The sequence below is a fragment of the Halorubrum sp. Ea1 genome, from assembly GCF_002252965.1.
Lineage (GTDB): Archaea > Halobacteriota > Halobacteria > Halobacteriales > Haloferacaceae > Halorubrum.
On sequence record NZ_NHPG01000127.1, the window covers coordinates 1 to 17,702 of the forward strand.

The 17,702-nt window shown below is 62.1% G+C and carries 18 protein-coding genes and 1 pseudogene; 7 read left to right on the forward strand and 12 right to left on the reverse strand.

The genetic code is table 11. The features are described 5' to 3' along the window. Positions 1-221: 221 nt before the first annotated feature. Positions 222-1,145 carry a hypothetical protein gene (locus tag DJ73_RS15725; RefSeq protein WP_094522533.1) on the reverse strand — a complete coding sequence of 308 codons (924 nt, stop codon included), beginning with the start codon at positions 1,143-1,145 and terminating at the stop codon, positions 222-224. Positions 1,146-1,330: 185 nt separating this feature from the next. On the opposite strand from DJ73_RS15725, the gene DJ73_RS15730 reads away from it, so the two are divergent. Continuing rightward, the gene (locus tag DJ73_RS15730) at positions 1,331-2,314 is read left to right on the forward strand and encodes a nucleoside recognition protein (RefSeq protein ID WP_094558426.1); all 984 of its coding nucleotides are present in this window, start codon (positions 1,331-1,333) and stop codon (positions 2,312-2,314) included. A gap of 196 nt (positions 2,315-2,510) precedes the next feature. Here the strand turns inward: DJ73_RS15730 and DJ73_RS15735 are convergent, their stop codons facing one another. The 3 genes from DJ73_RS15735 to DJ73_RS15745 form a co-directional block, all read right to left on the reverse strand. Then, on the reverse strand, positions 2,511-3,665 hold the full coding sequence (locus tag DJ73_RS15735; RefSeq protein ID WP_094522537.1) for a hypothetical protein: 1,155 nt from the start codon (positions 3,663-3,665) through the stop codon (positions 2,511-2,513). A gap of 211 nt (positions 3,666-3,876) precedes the next feature. Beyond that, positions 3,877-6,030, reverse strand: coding sequence for a catalase/peroxidase HPI (gene katG, locus DJ73_RS15740; RefSeq protein ID WP_094558427.1), 2,154 nt, complete (start codon positions 6,028-6,030; stop codon positions 3,877-3,879). Between the two features lie 319 nt (positions 6,031-6,349). Further along, positions 6,350-6,736, reverse strand: coding sequence for a cupin domain-containing protein (locus DJ73_RS15745; protein WP_094558428.1), 387 nt, complete (start codon positions 6,734-6,736; stop codon positions 6,350-6,352). A 184-nt stretch (positions 6,737-6,920) separates the two neighbouring features. Here DJ73_RS15745 and DJ73_RS15750 point away from each other — a divergent pair, with 184 nt between their 5' ends. Next, positions 6,921-7,154, forward strand: a complete 234-nt coding sequence (locus tag DJ73_RS15750) for a DUF2249 domain-containing protein (RefSeq protein ID WP_094522543.1) — start codon at positions 6,921-6,923, stop codon at positions 7,152-7,154. Positions 7,155-7,168: 14 nt separating this feature from the next. On the opposite strand, the gene DJ73_RS20470 is transcribed toward DJ73_RS15750, so the two are convergent. Then, positions 7,169-7,519: a glutamyl-tRNA reductase gene (locus tag DJ73_RS20470; protein ID WP_176451149.1), complete on the reverse strand. Its 351-nt coding sequence runs from the start codon at positions 7,517-7,519 to the stop codon at positions 7,169-7,171. 144 nt (positions 7,520-7,663) lie between these two features. Here DJ73_RS20470 and DJ73_RS15760 point away from each other — a divergent pair, with 144 nt between their 5' ends. The 3 genes and pseudogenes from DJ73_RS15760 (at position 7,664) to DJ73_RS15770 (ending at position 10,126) form a co-directional block, all read left to right on the forward strand. Continuing rightward, on the forward strand, positions 7,664-8,029 hold the full coding sequence (locus DJ73_RS15760) for a group 1 truncated hemoglobin (RefSeq protein WP_094558429.1): 366 nt from the start codon (positions 7,664-7,666) through the stop codon (positions 8,027-8,029). Positions 8,030-8,077: 48 nt separating this feature from the next. Beyond that, positions 8,078-8,728: pseudogene (locus DJ73_RS15765) on the forward strand (phosphoribosylamine--glycine ligase); the annotation flags it as partial. 78 nt (positions 8,729-8,806) lie between these two features. Continuing rightward, the gene (locus DJ73_RS15770) at positions 8,807-10,126 is read left to right on the forward strand and encodes a phosphoribosylglycinamide synthetase C domain-containing protein (RefSeq protein WP_094558431.1); all 1,320 of its coding nucleotides are present in this window, start codon (positions 8,807-8,809) and stop codon (positions 10,124-10,126) included. On the opposite strand, the gene DJ73_RS15775 is transcribed toward DJ73_RS15770, so the two are convergent. From DJ73_RS15775 to DJ73_RS15785, 3 genes are read right to left on the reverse strand one after another with little or no spacing between them, the layout of a single operon-like run. After that, complete coding sequence (locus DJ73_RS15775) at positions 10,123-11,223, reverse strand: tyrosine-type recombinase/integrase (protein ID WP_094558432.1); 1,101 nt, start codon at positions 11,221-11,223, stop codon at positions 10,123-10,125. The two genes, DJ73_RS15770 and DJ73_RS15775, sit on opposite strands and share 4 nt — an antisense overlap. Next, positions 11,220-11,675: a hypothetical protein gene (locus DJ73_RS15780; protein ID WP_094558433.1), complete on the reverse strand. Its 456-nt coding sequence runs from the start codon at positions 11,673-11,675 to the stop codon at positions 11,220-11,222. Before DJ73_RS15780 ends, DJ73_RS15775 begins: the two co-directional genes overlap by 4 nt. Continuing rightward, a complete protein-coding gene (locus DJ73_RS15785; RefSeq protein ID WP_254921684.1) occupies positions 11,675-12,130 on the reverse strand; it encodes a hypothetical protein in 456 nt (151 codons plus the stop codon). Before DJ73_RS15785 ends, DJ73_RS15780 begins: the two co-directional genes overlap by 1 nt. Before the next feature lie 215 nt (positions 12,131-12,345). Here DJ73_RS15785 and DJ73_RS15790 point away from each other — a divergent pair, with 215 nt between their 5' ends. Further along, positions 12,346-12,573 (forward strand): hypothetical protein, encoded by a 228-nt coding sequence (locus DJ73_RS15790; RefSeq protein ID WP_094558434.1) that lies wholly within the window; start codon positions 12,346-12,348, stop codon positions 12,571-12,573. Between the two features lie 125 nt (positions 12,574-12,698). Here DJ73_RS15790 and DJ73_RS20475 read toward each other — a convergent pair whose 3' ends face one another. The 3 genes from DJ73_RS20475 to DJ73_RS21080 all read right to left on the reverse strand — a co-directional run bounded on the left by DJ73_RS20475 (position 12,699) and on the right by DJ73_RS21080 (position 15,504). Further along, positions 12,699-13,778 (reverse strand): cold shock domain-containing protein, encoded by a 1,080-nt coding sequence (locus DJ73_RS20475; protein ID WP_176451150.1) that lies wholly within the window; start codon positions 13,776-13,778, stop codon positions 12,699-12,701. A gap of 107 nt (positions 13,779-13,885) precedes the next feature. After that, the gene (locus tag DJ73_RS15805) at positions 13,886-14,431 is read right to left on the reverse strand and encodes a hypothetical protein (RefSeq protein WP_094558436.1); all 546 of its coding nucleotides are present in this window, start codon (positions 14,429-14,431) and stop codon (positions 13,886-13,888) included. Continuing rightward, on the reverse strand, positions 14,428-15,504 hold the full coding sequence (locus DJ73_RS21080) for a hypothetical protein (RefSeq protein WP_254921685.1): 1,077 nt from the start codon (positions 15,502-15,504) through the stop codon (positions 14,428-14,430). Before DJ73_RS21080 ends, DJ73_RS15805 begins: the two co-directional genes overlap by 4 nt. An 82-nt stretch (positions 15,505-15,586) precedes the next feature. Between DJ73_RS21080 and DJ73_RS15815 the strand changes: the two genes are divergently transcribed. Further along, positions 15,587-16,450: a hypothetical protein gene (locus DJ73_RS15815; protein ID WP_094558437.1), complete on the forward strand. Its 864-nt coding sequence runs from the start codon at positions 15,587-15,589 to the stop codon at positions 16,448-16,450. 322 nt (positions 16,451-16,772) lie between these two features. Here the strand turns inward: DJ73_RS15815 and DJ73_RS15820 are convergent, their stop codons facing one another. Then, a complete protein-coding gene (locus DJ73_RS15820) occupies positions 16,773-17,681 on the reverse strand; it encodes an ADP-ribosylglycohydrolase family protein (protein WP_094558438.1) in 909 nt (302 codons plus the stop codon). Positions 17,682-17,702 lie beyond the last annotated feature (21 nt).

A 17,702-nucleotide genomic window follows, 5' to 3' on the forward strand; every position in this document is an offset into this window, starting at 1 on the left:
GGACTCAAAGGGGCAGCCGTGAGGCGGTCACAGGCGATGTAAGCACTGGAAGGAGCGAGTGAAACGAGCGACTGAAGCGCGCAGCGAGCGTGTGACCGCCTCACTGCTGGGGCTTTGCAGGCAGACACCATCGATCCGCCACCAGCAGTTATTTATAAACGAACGGTCGGATCTTATTAGATACTCACCGCGGCAGCAACCGTTTATAATCGATCGACACGCTATTCCACGACCGCGAGCGCGACGCCCGCGACGTCCCGCACGCCGACCACCTGGTGTCGCCAGCCGTCCCCCGCGTCGACGCAGAGCGTGCCGGCCGCGGTGACGGTTACGGAGATCCCGGGCCCGTAGCCGAGCGCGACGGCCTCTTCGTCCACGGGGAGGTCGGCGAGTCGCCACGTCTCGGCGTCCCACGCGACGGCCCCGGCCCCCGACGCGTCGCCGGCGTGGACCAGAAGCTCGCCGTCGACGACCGCCAGCGCGTGGCCGTCGCCGTCGGCCGCGACCGCCTCGGCGGTCCCTTCCAGCGCCGTCATCCAGCCGTTACCGAGCCAGTAGAGCCCCGACCCGGTCGCTGCGAGAGGCATCCCCGCGCCGGCGACGTCGCGGGCGTCGTCGAGGCCGACCGCGGTGAGGGCGAGGTCTTCACCCGCGCCCTCGCTCCCGGTGACCCGGTGCACCCCGTCCGCGGCCGCGACGAGGGGGCCGTCGACCGCGCGCGGCTCCGACACGGACCCGAGCCGGGTGACCCCCGCGGTCGGGCCGGCGTCCCCGCCACCGACCGCGACCCGATCGATCCCGCCGTCCTCTAGGGCGACGAGGAACGCGCCGTCGTGGGCGCCGACCGCGACCGCCGGGGCCGCGTCGCCCGCGCTCCGGCCGAACTCGGGGTCGTCGTCGACGCGGGCGACTCGCAGGCCGTCCGCCGTCGCGATCCCGACGAGGTCCGGGTCGCCGTCGCGGGGGAGCACGGCGACGTCGCGGGCCGGATCGCGGGCGACCATGTCGAACGCGCCGACCTTGTCCGCCGACAGCGCCACCCGGACGACCCCGTTCCCGGTGGCGACGTACGCGTCGGTGCGGTCCGCCGTCCCGGCGTACACGCGCTTCTCCTCGATCGAGATGTCGTCCTCCGCGGGTGCCATCGGCGAGGGGTTCGCGCGCTGGTCTCATAAGCCCCGCGAGCGCTCGGCGGTCCGGGACGGCCGTCGAATCGGGATCGCTCGGCGGTCCGAGGGGGCCGCCGGCCCGGATCGCTGGCCGTTCCGAAACCGCTCGCCCGTCCGCCCGTTTCGACGCGCATTAGGTTGGCGGTCGCGTACCGCCGGTCGTGCAATCGGTCGCCGCCGAGGTCGTCGCCCTGCTCGCCGAGGTCGCCCCGCGGCTCGCGCGGATCGCGGCGTTCATCGCGATCGGCGTCTTCGCCGCCAACGTCGCCGTCGCGTTCGGGCTGATCCGGTACGTCGCCGGGCTGGCCGGGTGGCTCACCCGGCCCGCGAACCTCCCCGACGAGGTCGGCACCGCGATCCTCACGACCGCGGCGTCGACGACCGCGGGCTACGCTACGCTCGCCGAGTACCGCGAGTCGGGCCTACTCGACGACCGAGCGACGCTCGTCGCCGTCACCATCAACACGTTCTTCGGCTTCGTCCAGCACGTGTTCACGTTTTACATCCCGGTGTTGATCCCGATCCTGGGCGCGGAGACGGGAGTCGTCTACGTCTCCGCCCGTGCCGGAATCGCCCTCGCGATCACGGTCACGGGCGTGCTCGCCGGCGGCGCCCTGCTCTCGGAGCGCAACGTGGACCGCGCCGCGCTCGCCGACGTCGACGCGAGCGGGCCCGACGACGACGAGCGCACGAGCCGCGAACGCGTCCGGGAGGCCGGCGAGAAGTCGTGGTCGACCCTCCGCCGGATCGTCCCGCGCCTCGCGGTCGTGTACACGCTCGTGATCGCGCTCGTCACCAACTACGACGTCGAGGCCCTGACGAGCGTCGCCGAGCCGATCACCGGGGTCCTCGGCCTGCCCGGCGCCGCGGTCCCCGTGATCGCCGTCTACACGCTCGACACGACGGCCGGGGCCGTGACCCTCGCTGGGACCGAGGCCGGCGTGTTCACCACTCGGACCGCCGTCGCGAGCCTGCTCATCGGCGGTATCCTCTCGTTCGCCGTCTCCACCTTCCGGCGCTCGATCCCCTTCCAGTACGGGATCTGGGGCGCCGAGTTCGGCACGAAGGTGATCGCTGTCAACACCGCCCTGAAGCTCGTCTTCATCTCGGCGACGGTCGCGGTACTGCTCGTGCCGGTGTGGTGAGGCGAGCCGAACGCTTCCCGGCCCGCGCGCGTTCTCGCGGCCGGAGCCTCAGAGGCGGTCTCCCGCGCTATCAGGTCACCCGAAACGGCCATTGACACGCGCCCGGGTGTTGACGACCGAGACTCACGCCGGTTCATGCGGCGTTGCGGTAGCGACGCGAGCAAGCGGGCGTATCGCCTCCCGTGACACACCCCGGTCACGCGATCATCTGGCCGAACTGGAGGATCAGCGGAATCACCGACGAGACCAGGAGCGACGCCACGCCCGGTAGGTCGTACGCCCACGTTCGGATCTCCGTCGCGTTCCGCCGACGGGCCTCGAGGACGTCCAACCGTGTCGAGACCTCCTCGGACGAGTGTTCCGAATCGCCCGTACTGGAGAGGTCTTCGTACATGCGCTCGTACTTCGCGTCGATCTCGCCCAAGAGCGTCCGCTTCTCCGACTGAAGGGCGGTGTGGATCGAAAGCTGCGGGACCGCGAACAGGACGACGCCGAACAGGAACACGAGGAGGAACGTCGATAGAAACAGCGGATCCGTCCAAGGATCGTACTCGGTGGCGATCAAGATCACCATCCCGAAGGTCAGAGAGGCGAACCACCCCAACGAGATGACGACGTCGAACCGCGCGAGCGGCGTGAGTTCGACCGCGGCCGTTCGAACGTCTCGTATTCGCAGACGCATTACGTCGCTGACCAAGCGGACGTGGATTACCGCGACGTGAACGGCTATCAGGAGTCCCACCAGACTCACGATGCCGAACGCGTAGTTGATGACGCTCAGCGAGTAGGCGTACACGTCGAAGGGAAGACGCACCGTCGGAGCGGCGACGGAAACCAGGGGATCCGCGCTCCGTACGTAGATCACGTACGGGGCCCCGACCAACACCAAATCGTAGATCACGCCCGACAGCAGGACGACGGGAAACCACAGCAGGACTCGCCCGAGGTCGTACATCTCGGCGATCCGAGATCGAACGACGGCTCGATACTCGTTCTCAGGTACGTCGAAGACGGGTCTGAGTGTCACCCACAGTTCCGGGTATCGCTTGGCCCACCACCCGAACGTAAGTCCCCCGACGAACAGCCCGACGGTCCAAACGTAGACCGACCCGGTCCGCAGGAACCGGAGTCCGAACCCGCCTCGGAATGCGATGACCGCGCTCGCCGCAAACGGAACCCCCCCAACGAGCAGTGCGACGGTGAACAGGCCGCGACGGTCGAGCGACCGGAACGCGGCGATCAGCCGCGACGCCAACGGAGATCGAACGTCACTCAGCGCTACTTCGGCGTCTGGCTCGGAATTCTCGCCGGCGGACGAATCTCCCCCCGGCTCCCCGTCACGGGGCGCCATTCTACAGTGATCGACGGTAATTGATAAAGTTCTTCGGACGATCGGGGCACCGCCGCCGCCGCTCCCGGTCCGTCGGTCCCGGGGCGGTTCTCGACGCCGGCGGGGGACTCACCGTAGAGTGCGAAACCGCCGACTGACGGAATCGGTTCGCTCACTGGACGACCGATCGCGCGGATGAAAACGGCATCCGCGACGAGCGCGGCGTCGCGACCTATTCGAGATAGAAGCGGTCGAGCCGCATGACCTTCGTCCACGCGTCGACGAAGTCGCGCACGAGCTTCTCCTCGGCGTCCTCGCTCCCGTAGACGTCCGCGATGGCGCGGAGCCGGGAGTTCGAGCCGAAGATCAGGTCGAGGCGGGTGGCCTCCCACTCGACCTCACCGGTCTGGCGGTCGATCCCCTCGTACACGTCGGCGTCCTCCGCGCCCGCCTCGACGGGCCGCCACTCGGTCCCCATGTCGAGCAGGTTCACGAAGAAGTCGTTCGTTAACGTGCCGGGACTGTCGGTGAAGACGCCGCGGTCGGTGTTCTCGTAGGTGGCGCCGAGCGCGCGCATGCCGCCGACGAGCGCCGTCATCTCGGTGGCGGTCAGGTCCAGGAGGTCGGCCTTGTCGACGAGCAGTTCCTCGGGCGGGTGGTCGACGCCGTCGCCGAGGTAGTTCCGGAACCCGTCGACGCGCGGCTCGAGCGCCTCGAACGAGTCGACGTCGGTCCGCTCCTGCGAGGCGTCGGTCCGCCCGGGCTCGAACGGGACCGTCACGTCGTGGCCGGCGTCCGCGGCCGCCTGCTCGACCGCCGCGGCGCCGCCGAGCACGATCAGGTCGGCGAGCGAGACGCGCACGTCGTCGGTGCGCGAGGCGTTGAACTCCGTCTGAATCTCTTCGAGCGTCGCCAGCACCGCGTCGAGCCGCTCCGGCTCGTTCACGTCCCAGCCGCGCTGGGGGTCGAGCCGGACGCGCGCGCCGTTCGCGCCGCCGCGCTTGTCGCTGTCGCGGTACGTGGACGCCGAGGCCCACGCGGTCTTGACGAGCTGTCGCGTCGTCAGGTCGGTGTCGAGGATCGCCCCTTTGAGATCACTCGCCTCCGCGTCCCCGATCAGGTCGTGGTCGACCTCCGGGATCGGGTCCTGCCAGATCATCTCCTCGTCCGGGACCTCCGGACCGAGGAACCGCTCCGGCGGGCCCATGTCGCGGTGGGTCAGCTTGTACCAGGCCTTCGCGAAGTTCATGCCGAACTCCATCGGGTTCTCCTGGAACTCCTCGATGATCTCGCGGTAGTCGGGGTCGCGCTTCAGCGCGACGTCCGTCGTGAGCATCATCGGCGTGACCGCCTCGTCGGGGTCGTGCGCGTCCGGAGCGCTCTCGACGTCGTCCGCGTCGACCGGGAGCCACTGCCAGGCGCCGCCGGGGCCCTTCTCGGCGGCCCACTCGTGTTCCAGCAGGTTGTCGAGGTACCCCATGTCCCACTCTGTCGGCGAGCCGGTCCAGGGGCCCTCGATCCCGCTCGTGATCGTGTCGCCGCCCTTCCCGCTGCCGTAGTCGTTCTCCCAGCCGAGGCCCTGCGCCTCGATGGGGGCGGCCTCCGGCTCGGGGCCGAGGTGCTCGTCGGGGTCGTCGGCGCCGTGGACCTTCCCGAACGTGTGACCGCCGGCGATGAGCGCCGCCGTCTCCTTGTCGTTCATCGCCATGCGGTCGAACGTCTGGCGGATGTTCTTCGCCGACAGCTCGGGGTCGGGGTTGCCGTCCGGCCCCTCCGGGTTCACGTAGATGAGCCCCATCACGGACGCGCCGAGCCCCGGGTCGAGCTCACCGGGCTCGTCGAAGCGCTCCTGCGTGTCCATCTCGCTCTCCGGGCCCCAGTAGACGGAGTCGTCGGGCTCGAAGGCGTCCTCGCGGCCGCCGGCGAAGCCGAACGTCTTGAACCCCATCGACTCGATGGCGACGTTCCCGGCGAGGATCATCAGGTCGGCCCACGAGAGGTTGCGGCCGTACTTCTGTTTGATCGGGAGGAGCAGCCGACGCGCCTTGTCGAGGTTCGCGTTGTCCGGCCAGCTGTTGAGCGGGGCGAACCGCTGCCGACCGCCCGCCGCGCCGCCGCGGCCGTCGGCCGTCCGATACGTCCCGGCGCTGTGCCACGCCATCCGGATGAACAGCGGTCCGTAGTGGCCGTAGTCGGCCGGCCACCAGTCCTGCGAGCTCGTCATCAGCTCCTCGAGGTCCGCCTTCACCGCGTCGAGGTCGAGCGACCGGAACGCCTCCGCGTAGTCGAAGTCGTCGTCGTACGGCCCGACATCGCGGGCGTTCTTGTCGAGTATCTCTAGGTTCAACTGGCTCGGCCACCACTCGCGGTCTGTCTTCTGAATCATTCAGTGTCGTCCGGGGCTTCCGTCACCTCGAATAAAAAGGTGTCCTCTTCAGAGGGAAAAACCCGGTAAAAACAACCCGCATTTTAAAAGTATGAAGAATAGTTTTTATATCACAAAAATACAGTGATTTTGTTACATATGCCCTCTATCGTACGCGTCGACGTGGACGTCGAGTGGCCGGTCGTCCCGGGTCGGTACCCCACCAACGCCTGCGTGACCCCCCGCCCCGTCTCCACGAAGTTTAGCGCCTAGACCGTCGGTGAGCGGGCGAACCGAACGACCGAGCGGACGCGACCGCCCCGGCGCCCTTCCGGCGCCCTCACTCCGATTCCGCTCGCGGATCGAACACGCCGCGTCGGATCCCCTCCCGGACCGGGTCGTGCTCCGCGTCGGTCGGCGGCGGCGCGGTGACGAGAACCGCTTCGAGGCGCGCGTCGTGGTCCGCCTTCACGCCGCGCTCGGTCCCCGCCTCGACGACGACGACGTCGCCGGGAGCGACAGGGTGCTCGGTGTCGCCCTCGCGAACCGTTCCGCTGCCGGACTGGACCGCGATCGTCACGTCGCTCTCGGGGGCGTGAACGGGGATGAACTGCCCCGGTTCGAAGTAGCCGCAGACGACCTTCGAGCGGTCGCTTCGGAACACGCCGCTCGTCGAGAACCGCTCCTCGTCGTAGGTTCGCTCCGCGTCGAGGCTCGTCGCGGGCACGTCACTCACCTCCGCGGAACGAGCCGCATCGGCCGTGCGAGCGGCGGGGGCTGTTCGCGTCCTGTTCGATCGGTTGCGTCGATGAACCCGTCACGTTCGGATCCACAGGTCTCGGCGGGGTGTGGCTGTGCCCGAACGTGTTCGTCTCAACACGGATGCGGAGGCGTCGCGAACGCTCGGACGCATGCCACGACTAGACGTTCGCGACATTCCGCCGGTGAACAGACACGACCGGATCCACGAGGAGTTCGACGGGATGGAACCCGGCGAGACGCTCACCATCGTCAACGACCACGAACCGAAGCCCCTGTACTACGAGATGGCCGCCGAGGTGCCCGCGTTCGACGAGGAGCGCTACGAGGTCCGGCAGGAGGCGGCGGACGAGTTCGTCGCCGAGTTCCCGAAGGTCGAGGCGTAGGGGCGGGGTCGCGGCTACTCGCTCTCGATGTCGAACAACCGCGCGACGGCCCGAACGGCCGCCGATTCGTCCCGCGCGGTTCCCTCTAGGGCCGACTCGGGCGCCGCCGTCAGCTCCCGGGCTATCGCGGCTCCGAGGAGACGGACCGTCTCGCGTTGCTCGTCGGTGAGGCCGCCGCGCGCCTCGAGCGACGAGATCGCCTCCGCGACCTCGCGGCGCTCGATCCGCTCCGCTCGGCCCAGTATCTGCCGCCGGACGTGGTCCGGATCTTCGAAGTTGCCGTCGGCCGACTCCTCGTCGGCCGAACCGTCGTCGGGCTCTCGAACGGCCGATGTCCGTCGCGCGTCGAGCCGTTCGTGTCGCATATCGGATCGCCGGCCGCCACGCGGATCAGGATTCACCCGAACGTGTTCGACACGCACGCGTCGCCCGCCCGGCGGATCGCGGACGATATCACCGAACATGTTCTTTCGAACCAGTCTTATGCCGCAAGAAATGCGATCGAATTGATGACCGAGAGCCAATCGATCTATGCCGACATCGGCGGTCGCGAAGCCGTCGAGGCCGTCGTGTCCGACTTCTACGACCGCGTCTTCGACGATCCGCTCCTCGAACCGTACTTCGGGGGCGTCGATAGGGAGGCGCTGTACGCCCATCAGGTGCAGTTCGTCAGCGCCGTCGCCGGCGGCCCGGTCTCGTACGAGGGGGCCGACATGCGGGAGGCACACGAGGGGATGGGAGTCACGGCGGAGGCGTTCGGTCGCGTCGCGACCTACCTCGGCGAGGCGCTCCGGGAGAACGGCGTCGACGAGGGGGACGTCGAGACGATCCTCGAGGCGGTCGGCGCGCTCGAACCGGACGTCGTCGGACAGTAGCGCGGGACCGACACCCACACTCAAGTCCTCGCCGCGTGAGACCGCCGTATGGACCCCGCTCGCTTCCTGTTCGTCTCGGCCGAGGCCGCGCTGATCACCGACCTCGCCTGGCAGGTCCACCGCGAGGGCCACGAGGTGAAGTACTACATCGAGGCCGAGAGCGACCGGGAGATCGGCGACGGGTTCGTTCGGAAGACCGACGACTGGGAGGCCGAGGTCGACTGGGCCGACGTCGTCGTCTTCGACGACATCTGGGTCGGCTCCGACGTCGGCACCGGGGCGCTCGCCGCGGAGCTCCGCGAGGACGGGAACGCCGTCGTCGGCGGGACGCCGAACACCGACCGCCTCGAAGAGGACCGGGGGTACGCGATGGAGGTCCTCGAAGACCACGGCGTCAACACGATCGAACACCACGTCTTCCGCGATTTCGACGACGGCATCCGACACGTGGAGGAGAACCCCGCCCCGTACGTCATCAAACCGCTCGGCGAGGTCCAGAACGTCAAGCGGCTGCTGTACGTCGGGAACGAGGGCGACGGGAGCGACGTCGTAGACGTCCTGAACGCGTACAAGAAGGCGTGGGGCCACCGGATGAAGGGCTTCCAGCTGCAACGCAAAGTAGAGGGCGTTGAAATCGCTATCTGCGGCTTCTTCAACGGCGACGAGTTCATCGACCAGGTCAACTTCAATTTCGAGCACTATTTCCGGGATCTATTATATAACTCACCGCAGTGTACCGAGAGACAAACCGCTGTCACCGCTGCTTAAACCACAACAATGGAATCCAAACACTTCCTCTTCGTTTCCGCCGACGCCGCACTGATCACTGACCTCGCGTGGCGAGTCCACCGCGAGGGTCACGATGTGAAATACTACATCGAATCGGAAGGAGATCAGGAAATCGGTGATGGCTTCGTGCCCAAGACTGATGATTGGCGGGCGGAGGTCGACTGGGCCGACGTCATCATTTTCGACGACATCTGGGTGGGCCCGGACATCGGGACGGGCAAACTCGCTCAGGAACTCCGCGAGCAAGGGAAGGCTGTCGTTGGTGGAACCCCGAACACCGATCATCTTGAAGAAGATCGTGGCTATGCGATGGAGATACTCGAAGAGCACGACGTCAATACCGTTGAGCACCACATCTTCAACGACTTTGACGCAGGCATCAACCATGTCAAAGAGAATCCGGCTCCATACGTCATCAAGCCACTTGGCGAAGTTCAGAACGTCAAACGATTGATCTATGTCGGGAATGAGGATGATGGGAGTGACGTTATAGACGTACTCCGTGCTTACAAGAAGGCGTGGGGTCACCGAATGAAGGGCTTCCAACTCCAACGGAAAGTCCAAGGCGTCGAAGTCGCCATCTGCGGGTTCTTCAACGGTGAGACGTTTATTGACCAAGTCAATTTCAACTTTGAGCATAAGAAATTATTCCCTGGGAACATCGGTCCACAGACTGGTGAGATGGGAACGTCGATGTTCTGGGCGGGGCAGAACAAATTGTTCGAGGAGACGTTTGGCAAACTCGAAGGCTGGCTCGCTAACGAAGGGTACGTGGGAAGTATTGATATCAACTGTATCGTCAACGAGAACGGGATCTATCCGCTAGAGTTCACACCGCGGTTCGGGTACCCGACGATTGCGCTACAAGAAGAGTCGATCGAGTCGTCTACCGGCGAGTTCTTCTACGACCTCGCACACGGAAACGACCCGAACGTAGAGGTTCACAATGGTTACCAGATCGCCATTCGGGTTGTCCTCCCACCGTTCCCGTTCGACGACGACAAGACATACGATGAGAACTCTCGAAACGCCGCGGTGGTCTTCGAGACGGAGAGCCGCGAAGGGATTCATCTTGAAGACGCAAAGAAGGTTGACGGCCAGTGGCGTGTCGCCGGCGGCAATGGGATGCCCATCGTTGTGACCGGGAAAGGTGAAACGATGCAGGCAGCGCGTGAGCAAGCGTACGACCGGATTGATGATATCGTGATGCCGAATATGTACTACCGCGATGACATCGGTGAGCGTTGGATCAGCGGCGATGGAGACCGCCTACAGGCGTGGGGGTACCTCGGACCTGCGGATAGTTAGATACCAAGCCCGAACTTGTATATCTCGTCAAGGTATCGGTCTTTGATGTCTTCATAGTACGTGTGGACGTATGTGGCCAATGAGTCATGCTGATCGCTGTCGTAGTCACCTTTGTGGCCAGTCATGTACTGTATTTTTTCTTCTGGCCACTCCCGTTCGTTTCGGAAGTGCGTTGAGAACCGGTGGCGACCGAAGTGTGAGGTAAGACTCCGATATGGATCATCAGGATCCATCTTATATTCGGGGTGGAAGTAATCTTTCCAAATCTCGTTGATTTTTGAGTTGTTCATCTGATTATGGCGGGTCGGAGAGAGAAACAGCCATGATTTTCCGTTGTCGGGCCTCACGAGAAGATACTCAATGAGGAACAGCCGCATCTCATCGTCGAGTGGAAGCACTCGGGGGACATTCGACTTGTTCAGATCTCGGTCAGGCGGAATGTAGACGGAGTTGGGCCGGTCGCGGACTCGTCTGTGCGTCCCCATCTCATCGTAGTGGTCTGTCAGTTCTTGATGACGGAGATTGATTTCTGACAGCTTGATGTTACACAGTTCACTTGCGCGGAGACCGAGTTTCAGTTGCATCACAATGATACACTGATCTCGCCAGTGGTTCACGTCTTGGAGCTTCTCACGGAGCTCAGGAACAGAGATTCGTGGCGGTTCGTTCGCTTCTTCTGGTGACAAGTGACCTCTCTGTAGTTCCTTCGAAAATGGATTGAACGCGTCGTCGTGGGGGAAGGCCGGGTCGGACTGCCAGTGTTTGAAAACGCTATTCAAATGGCGGATCTTCGGTTTAATGGTGCTGTCTGAATTTTCGCGTTCTTGACGGAGGTATGTAATGAACGCACCAACGTGGTGTTCAGCCGGGCATGCCGGGTGACGGTCATATCTGTCCATGAAGCTCTTCCACTGTTTGATTGGTACCGTGTAGTTATTGATCGTTCCTTGAGGCGTCGTTTCGTAGTCGATGAGGTCGCTAAGAGCCGCCTCAAACGGTTCAAGTTCCTTTCTGATGAAGGTCCCCTCGAGCGTCGAGAGCGGATCTAAATCTTTCTCGAAGGCGTCTGCGATCTCTTTGCGTTTTTCGTTTGTCATTTGAATGACTCCCTGTCGAATGACATGACGAACTCCCAGATTTCATTACATGCTGGGTAGTTGGCTGAGGCCATTAGCACCGGATTATATCGATGTGGATACTCAGTGTGCCACACGAGCCAGTGGTAGAACCGCTTGAGGAACAGCCAATAGGGTTTGTACGCTCGCTCAATTTGGACCTCGTCAAGAAGCCCCTTGATGAAAGACTCGACATCTTCTGGTGTCGCTAATGCGTAATGTCTCCCCGTGTCTTCGAGATGGTCTCCCCAGCGGTCTTTGACGCGGCGTGCCTCCGCACGCTTCCACTTAGAATCAGAGTGGATTTCGTTCCACTCCGACCAGATATTTTGCTCATCTATGCCGGGGGAAAACGAGTAGAAACGGTACTCTTCCGGTACCTCTGATAGTGACTTGTATATCCCCAACCGTTCTTCGATCTTCTTTGAGACCACTATTTTTCACTCTCGATTGGATAGAACATCTCCTCATCTCGCCGTACCCGCTCTCCATCAAGGACATCCAATTGACGACTCACCCGTTCGGGGGTTGAGTTCATCATATGCTGAATGATTTCGCCGTACTCGGCCCCTGGGTTGTTCTCGACGTACTCGGCAATTGCTTCACGCTCACCTTGGTAGAGTGCGGTTTCCAACTCTTGGACGCGTGATCTCCTGGCTTCTAGCTCTTTGCGGAGATTGTTCCGCTGTTTTCGAAGGTCGTTGATGTCCTCGTCTCGCTCAACTGATGGGCTGAATTTTTTCATCCCTGCTTCGACCATTGCTTGAATCCACTCTGAGAACGACATATCCATCTCCGCCGCCTCACGCTTCCACCGCTCTAACTGTTCGTCGGTGGGATAGGTCGCTACATGTTTTGTCATCGAACTATTTCTCAAGAAAATGTCCACTGGCAACAAACATAGTTCTTGTCGACAAAGATATTTAACTAACCACACATCGCTTACCACAGCAGAGCGTTGAGATGATTCAATTTCGGGAGGTGTCTGCTACGAGGTTTTAAAAGTGAACACAAATTAGCCCGAAATACTGTGCTAAAAATTAGGATACCGAGAGTCCGCAAGGGATCGAAACCAGACACTATCTCTGCCACGAGTGGAGTTCCATGACCCGCCATATCGATCAAGAAATAGATGATTCAAAAAGCGTCTTTGAGCAACTGCGAAAAGCGAAGATTAATCGAACCGACAAAGACGGTGCGATTGGAGTTCCGGTATTCCTGACCGCAGAGGAACTTGAGCAGCAAGGTATTGATCCGGAAGAAACAGATGAAGTCGTAATCCGCGTTGAAAGGGGCTTCTTGCTCTTGGATGATGCGAACCCCGACGAGTGAACCACACTCGTTAGAATCGGTCCTGAATTATTTAATAGCCGAGAGAGGCACCCCATGGCATCCCACGTACCTCATAGCCCAGGCCACACGATCTCCTCAATCACTAGTCGTGGAGTAGTCTAAGATCAATTCTCTCCCCAGCGTGTGCGTGTGCTGGCGAATGGGTCGATTGACGACTCTGTCCGTTTTTTGTGCTCGATATTGATCGCTTCGTACCCACGATCAGTCTCACGAATATCATACTGTAGTAGGTCGTCCTCTGTAGGGAATCGACCAGCAACGTCGCTCACGTGAAAGAACACATCATTAGTCACCTCACTTGTCGAAATGAATCCATAACCATCCTCCGGATTAGAGTCGTCAACAACACCGACATCGTCGCGGGCCACGAATTCGTCGTTCAGCTGCTGTCCACCAGTTGGTGTTGAGGAATCGTCCGTGTTAGCGAGATCGTTCGAGTGTCCCGTATGACTCACTCTGTGCCTGAGTAGATCCATCGGCGCGTCGAACTCAGCGCCACAGTCAGCACAGCGATGTACGGTCTGTTCCTCTGGCTCCGGATCATGAGTGCGTTCGACATGGCGGTCGACTGCGTGCTGAGAATGGAATGTGCTGTCACAGTGATCGCACCCAAAGCGAGCACCATCGGGCCGCTCAGTACACGACGTTAGATGAGCCATCAACTCACGCTCCCCAGCAAATGGCTCCGCACAAAACTCACACTCGTAGTTCCTCTCAGGGCTGTTTTGCCCGTCTCTACCTTCGTGTACGTCCCCCGCAGTCGAGTTCGAATTATCGGCGTTCGAGTCGACACTCTCGTCCGTCTCGCTCATTTGGGCCCTCTCGGGTTCAGGCCCTCCTGGCGTGTTCAATCCTGAAGTGGAGAGTATCGTTCCGACCGCTTGTTTGCGCTCCGTAGAGAGTGATCCCCGAACCTCGTTGAGCAACCAAAGAGTCCGCTGAACCGTCTCAACGGGTACTTCAGCAGACGGTGGGTCTGTAATCGTCGCCGCTGTTTCCCGATGCGCTGACGGATCGGCATCGACAGGGGTTAGCTCACGAGTCAGAATCCCGACTATCACTAGCGCTTCCGGGACCGTCGAATCTGGGAGCGTCTCTAGAACCTTTTTGAACCGGTTCCCGACCTCGTAATCAGTACGGTCCGGGTTTCGGATTCGATCTCCACCGTCAAATTGGAGGGGCATCGACTACTATCGCAATTGACCAGTTCACATATAATATGTTTGTGACTGATTGCCCCGATCGGGGTTGCGTCGCCCGTAGACCTCATTGACGGTACACGGCCCCAACTTCAGTTCCCGCTGTACCGTCCACCAAACGTTGCGAAGTGGTCAACGAGCTCCGCCTGCGCCGCCTCAAGTTCGTCGACCGATCCGACGTGCTTGTAGAAAACAGTGTTCGAATCGAACGGATTACCCGCCGTTGAAAGAGACCAGTCACCCTCACGCGTCCGGTCAACAACCGCTTGGTCAACAGCTTCGTCAGCACCTTTGATCTTGTAGCCGAACGCTCGCAGCGCACCGTCGACGTCGGTTCGATCGTAGTCGGTCGGAGACATCCAATACAGGTGTACGTTCAGTCGCTGCCTGTGATTCGCCGGTGCCTTCGGTCCCTCCATCTCGTGATTGATGCGATGAATCGCAAGTGCTGACCCGGAGTTTCGATTGGTCTTCACGCTCATGTCCGTCTCCGGATCGAAGAGCTCGGGCTGTTCATCAACCATCTCCTGATCGAACACGCGGAGGCGTGCCTCGATCTCGTCTTCGAACTGCGAGATCAGTTGGAGCGCCTTGAGATAGCGATCCGAACGCAACCCCTCGGTCAGAAATTCGGTCATGGGTCGAGTCTCGACCGGAGATACGTTAACTGTTCGTCGAGTGTCTCCGAGACCACGATCGGTCGCACCGTCTCGACGACGCCTGAAGGGTCGACCATTCGATCGATCGTCGGCTGCGGTTGGAAGCCAGCGATCTGCTGTTCAACCGCCGCACAGAAGAGAAACGCATTGGCCGCCCAGTGATCGTCGACGACGTCGCCTCGCCGTAGTACCGCCCGAACCGCCGCAGCGATGTCCTGCCAGTACAGGACCGTAACCGGTCCCGACTCGTCCCACACGATCTCACGCGTCCCGTCCGGTCGCTCATCGATACTTGGCGACACGACCGTATCGAGACGGTCACGCTGTCGCTTCGGTAACAGGAGGACGTGGTCCCAACGCACGTCGTCGTAGTGCCGTTCGACGAGTCGAGCCGTCTCCGGCGTTTTCCGATAGTTGTCGTCGCCGAGTTTTACTTCGATCGAGACCCCGTAGTCGGGATGTCGAACCAGAATATCCGCCCGGCGTCGCCCGCCGTCGTGTTTCGGAAGTCGAGCCTCCCGGAGTACTTCGTTCGGTGGGTCCTCACTCGGTACGCCGAACAATTCTCCGGCGAGCGCCGCAGACGGCTCAAGCAACTGCGCGAGCCACTGCGACCAGTCGAGTTCACCGCTCGGTCGTACCGGTCCCCGAAGCGCTTGCGTCCCCGTGATGTCCGTAGCGAGCGGCTCCGTCTCGAAGGGAGCCGCGGACGCTGCCCACGCGTCGTTGGATTGCTCAAGTAAATCGGCGATCTCGATCGCCTTCTCGTGACCAGCTTCACTGAAGAGCTCCCACCACGAATCGAGCTCGGTCCACCACCCGGCCAACTGGCCTTGGTTCGTGACTCGGAGCGCAGGGCGACAGACCATCGTGGATTCCGAGCTTGAACCGAGCTGAGATACTGAATCAATCGCTTCCCACTCCTGTTCCGAGCCCCGTAGCACTCTGTCCCGATCAGACCGATACGCCGCCACACCGCTCTCAGAGCCGAGGTACGCGTCAAACCACGAATCAAGACGTGCCCAGTCACTCGTTTCGACGTCGCTGCTCACGAGCCGACAGACGCAACGAACTGATAAAACTGCTTGCCAGGCTCACCGGGGTATTTAGTCGACGTCTCGTGAGAGATTCGATATGCCCTCCACGGACACCACACGAGCAGCCCCCGGCCAACGGTGGGAGACGACCCTTCACGGCATTCGTCGGCTGCCGCACCGGGCGGCCGCATTCATCGTCACGATGTATCCTGCGGTCTGGGTCGGCCTTTTCGTCGCCCTCCCGCTCGCAGTCTTCGGGTCGACGGCCGTCTTCGGTTCGCGGGCAGCCGTCGGGTACGTCATCGTCTGTGCGTGCCTGTGGTTGATGGTGTGGTTTTCGAGTGCGGGGCTCAAGACGAACCGCTACCGGCTTACTCCCGAGACTCGCACCCTGGTGATCGAGCCCGAGTACGACGACCCCGAGACCGAGCAGTTCGCGGCGGCGACCGGCGCTGACGAACAGACAATCGACCTCACCGGGGTAGAGTCTCTACAGTTGATTCCGCTCGGGCCGATCGTTGCCGCTCGGGTCCGCTACCGGTCGCTCACTCTCACGAAGCCAGAGGGGCTCCTCATCCCGCGTGGACAACTCCGCGAGATTGCCGCCAGCTTCCGATCGTGTGGCGTGTCGGTCCCCAACCTGGTTGCCGGCGACCCTCCGACACTGCAGCGTCGGCCGTTCCGTGCTGTAGCTCGGATCGCGGCGATGCCGATACTGATCGGCGTGCTCCCAGTCTACATCGTACAGGTTCGACTCGGTATCGACGTGTGGCCGTTTCTATTCGGGTTCGTGCTCGTCACCTGGGTCGTCATCGTTCGCCACCTCTCGGTCCGGTTCGGGATTCGCCCCGAAGGAGGCCGAGCACGCGACTGGCTCCTTCGGTGGGGAATCGACCTCTTCGTCGCGGCACTGGGGTTGGTGGTCGCGCTCGGATTGCTCACTTTCGTCGATTCGATGTGAGGGTGACTTGGCAACTGAGTCTTCCACCAAGCGCAGCAACGGGCTCGATGCTGAGTGTGAGTCCAAACCCGATTCCTGCTTCGTGGGTTGTTTCCACCGGTTCGAACACTGCCTCACAATCTCTTTTGGAGTGGTACTCGATCTGTAGCGACCTTCTTCACTGCGACTAATTGACGACTCGGCCCCGATCGATCAGTTGTGGGCACGCCAGTATCAAGAGCGAATTATGATATTTTGAAATATCATATTCTAACGTACGATTATCGCCACGGTGATTGAGCCGTACTTCGCTGACCCGTCAGCCGTGAGGGAGCCAGGAGGTTCACGACAAACTCGGGAGCTGACTTGCCAGGGATTCGACTTCGCCCACCTCATCGATGGCACTCATCCACCGCTCCGGAAGCTGTGACGCCCCGAACCGCGCACCTGCGACCGCACCCGCAATCGCCCCGATCGTGTCGGTATCTCCGCCGCGATTGACCGCAGTCACGATTGCCTCCTCGGCATTCTCAGCGAACAGCCCATCGTGGAGTGCCGTCTGTAGCGAGTGGACGGCGTATCCCGACGTCTCCAACGTGTCTGGTGAGTCGCCACGAGCGAGGGGTTGAAGCGCCGACACAAGCTCACCAGGCGCGTCTGAGCCGACGCTGTCAAGCGCGTCCTGTAACGGCGTGTCCGCGTCCTCGAGGAGACCAGCCACCGTGAGGTTCAGCACCGCGCAGCCGTACGTACACCGCGGATCGGCGTGGGTGATCTGCGAGGACTGGCGGCTCACCTCGAAAAGTCGATCCCAGTTCGTCGCGTACGGAATGGCAAGCGGTGCGCATCGCATCACACTCCCGTTGCCCGCGTTCTGACCCTCCGGACTGTTCTCCCAGACGTGCTGGCCTGCTTCATCCCACTCGTCACCGTGTTTCAGCCGGCTCACCGACTTCATCGTCATCCGCCCGATGTCGAACGGCCCACTGTCATACCACGCGACGAACCGCTCGGCAATGTCCGCGGGATCGAACTCATGTTGCTCGGCGAGGCTCTGTGCGATACACAGCGCTTGCTCGGTGTCGTCCGTGATCGTCCCAGCGGGCTGGTTCCACGTTCCGTGTCCGATCATCTCGTCGAGTCGCCCGTGCTCAGCACGAATCTCGGAGGCGGGCATAAACTCAACCGGCCGGCCAAGCGCGTCCCCACAGGCGATCCCACAGAGAACACCACGAGCTCGATCGATATCCATACGTCACATAACACAAGTCCC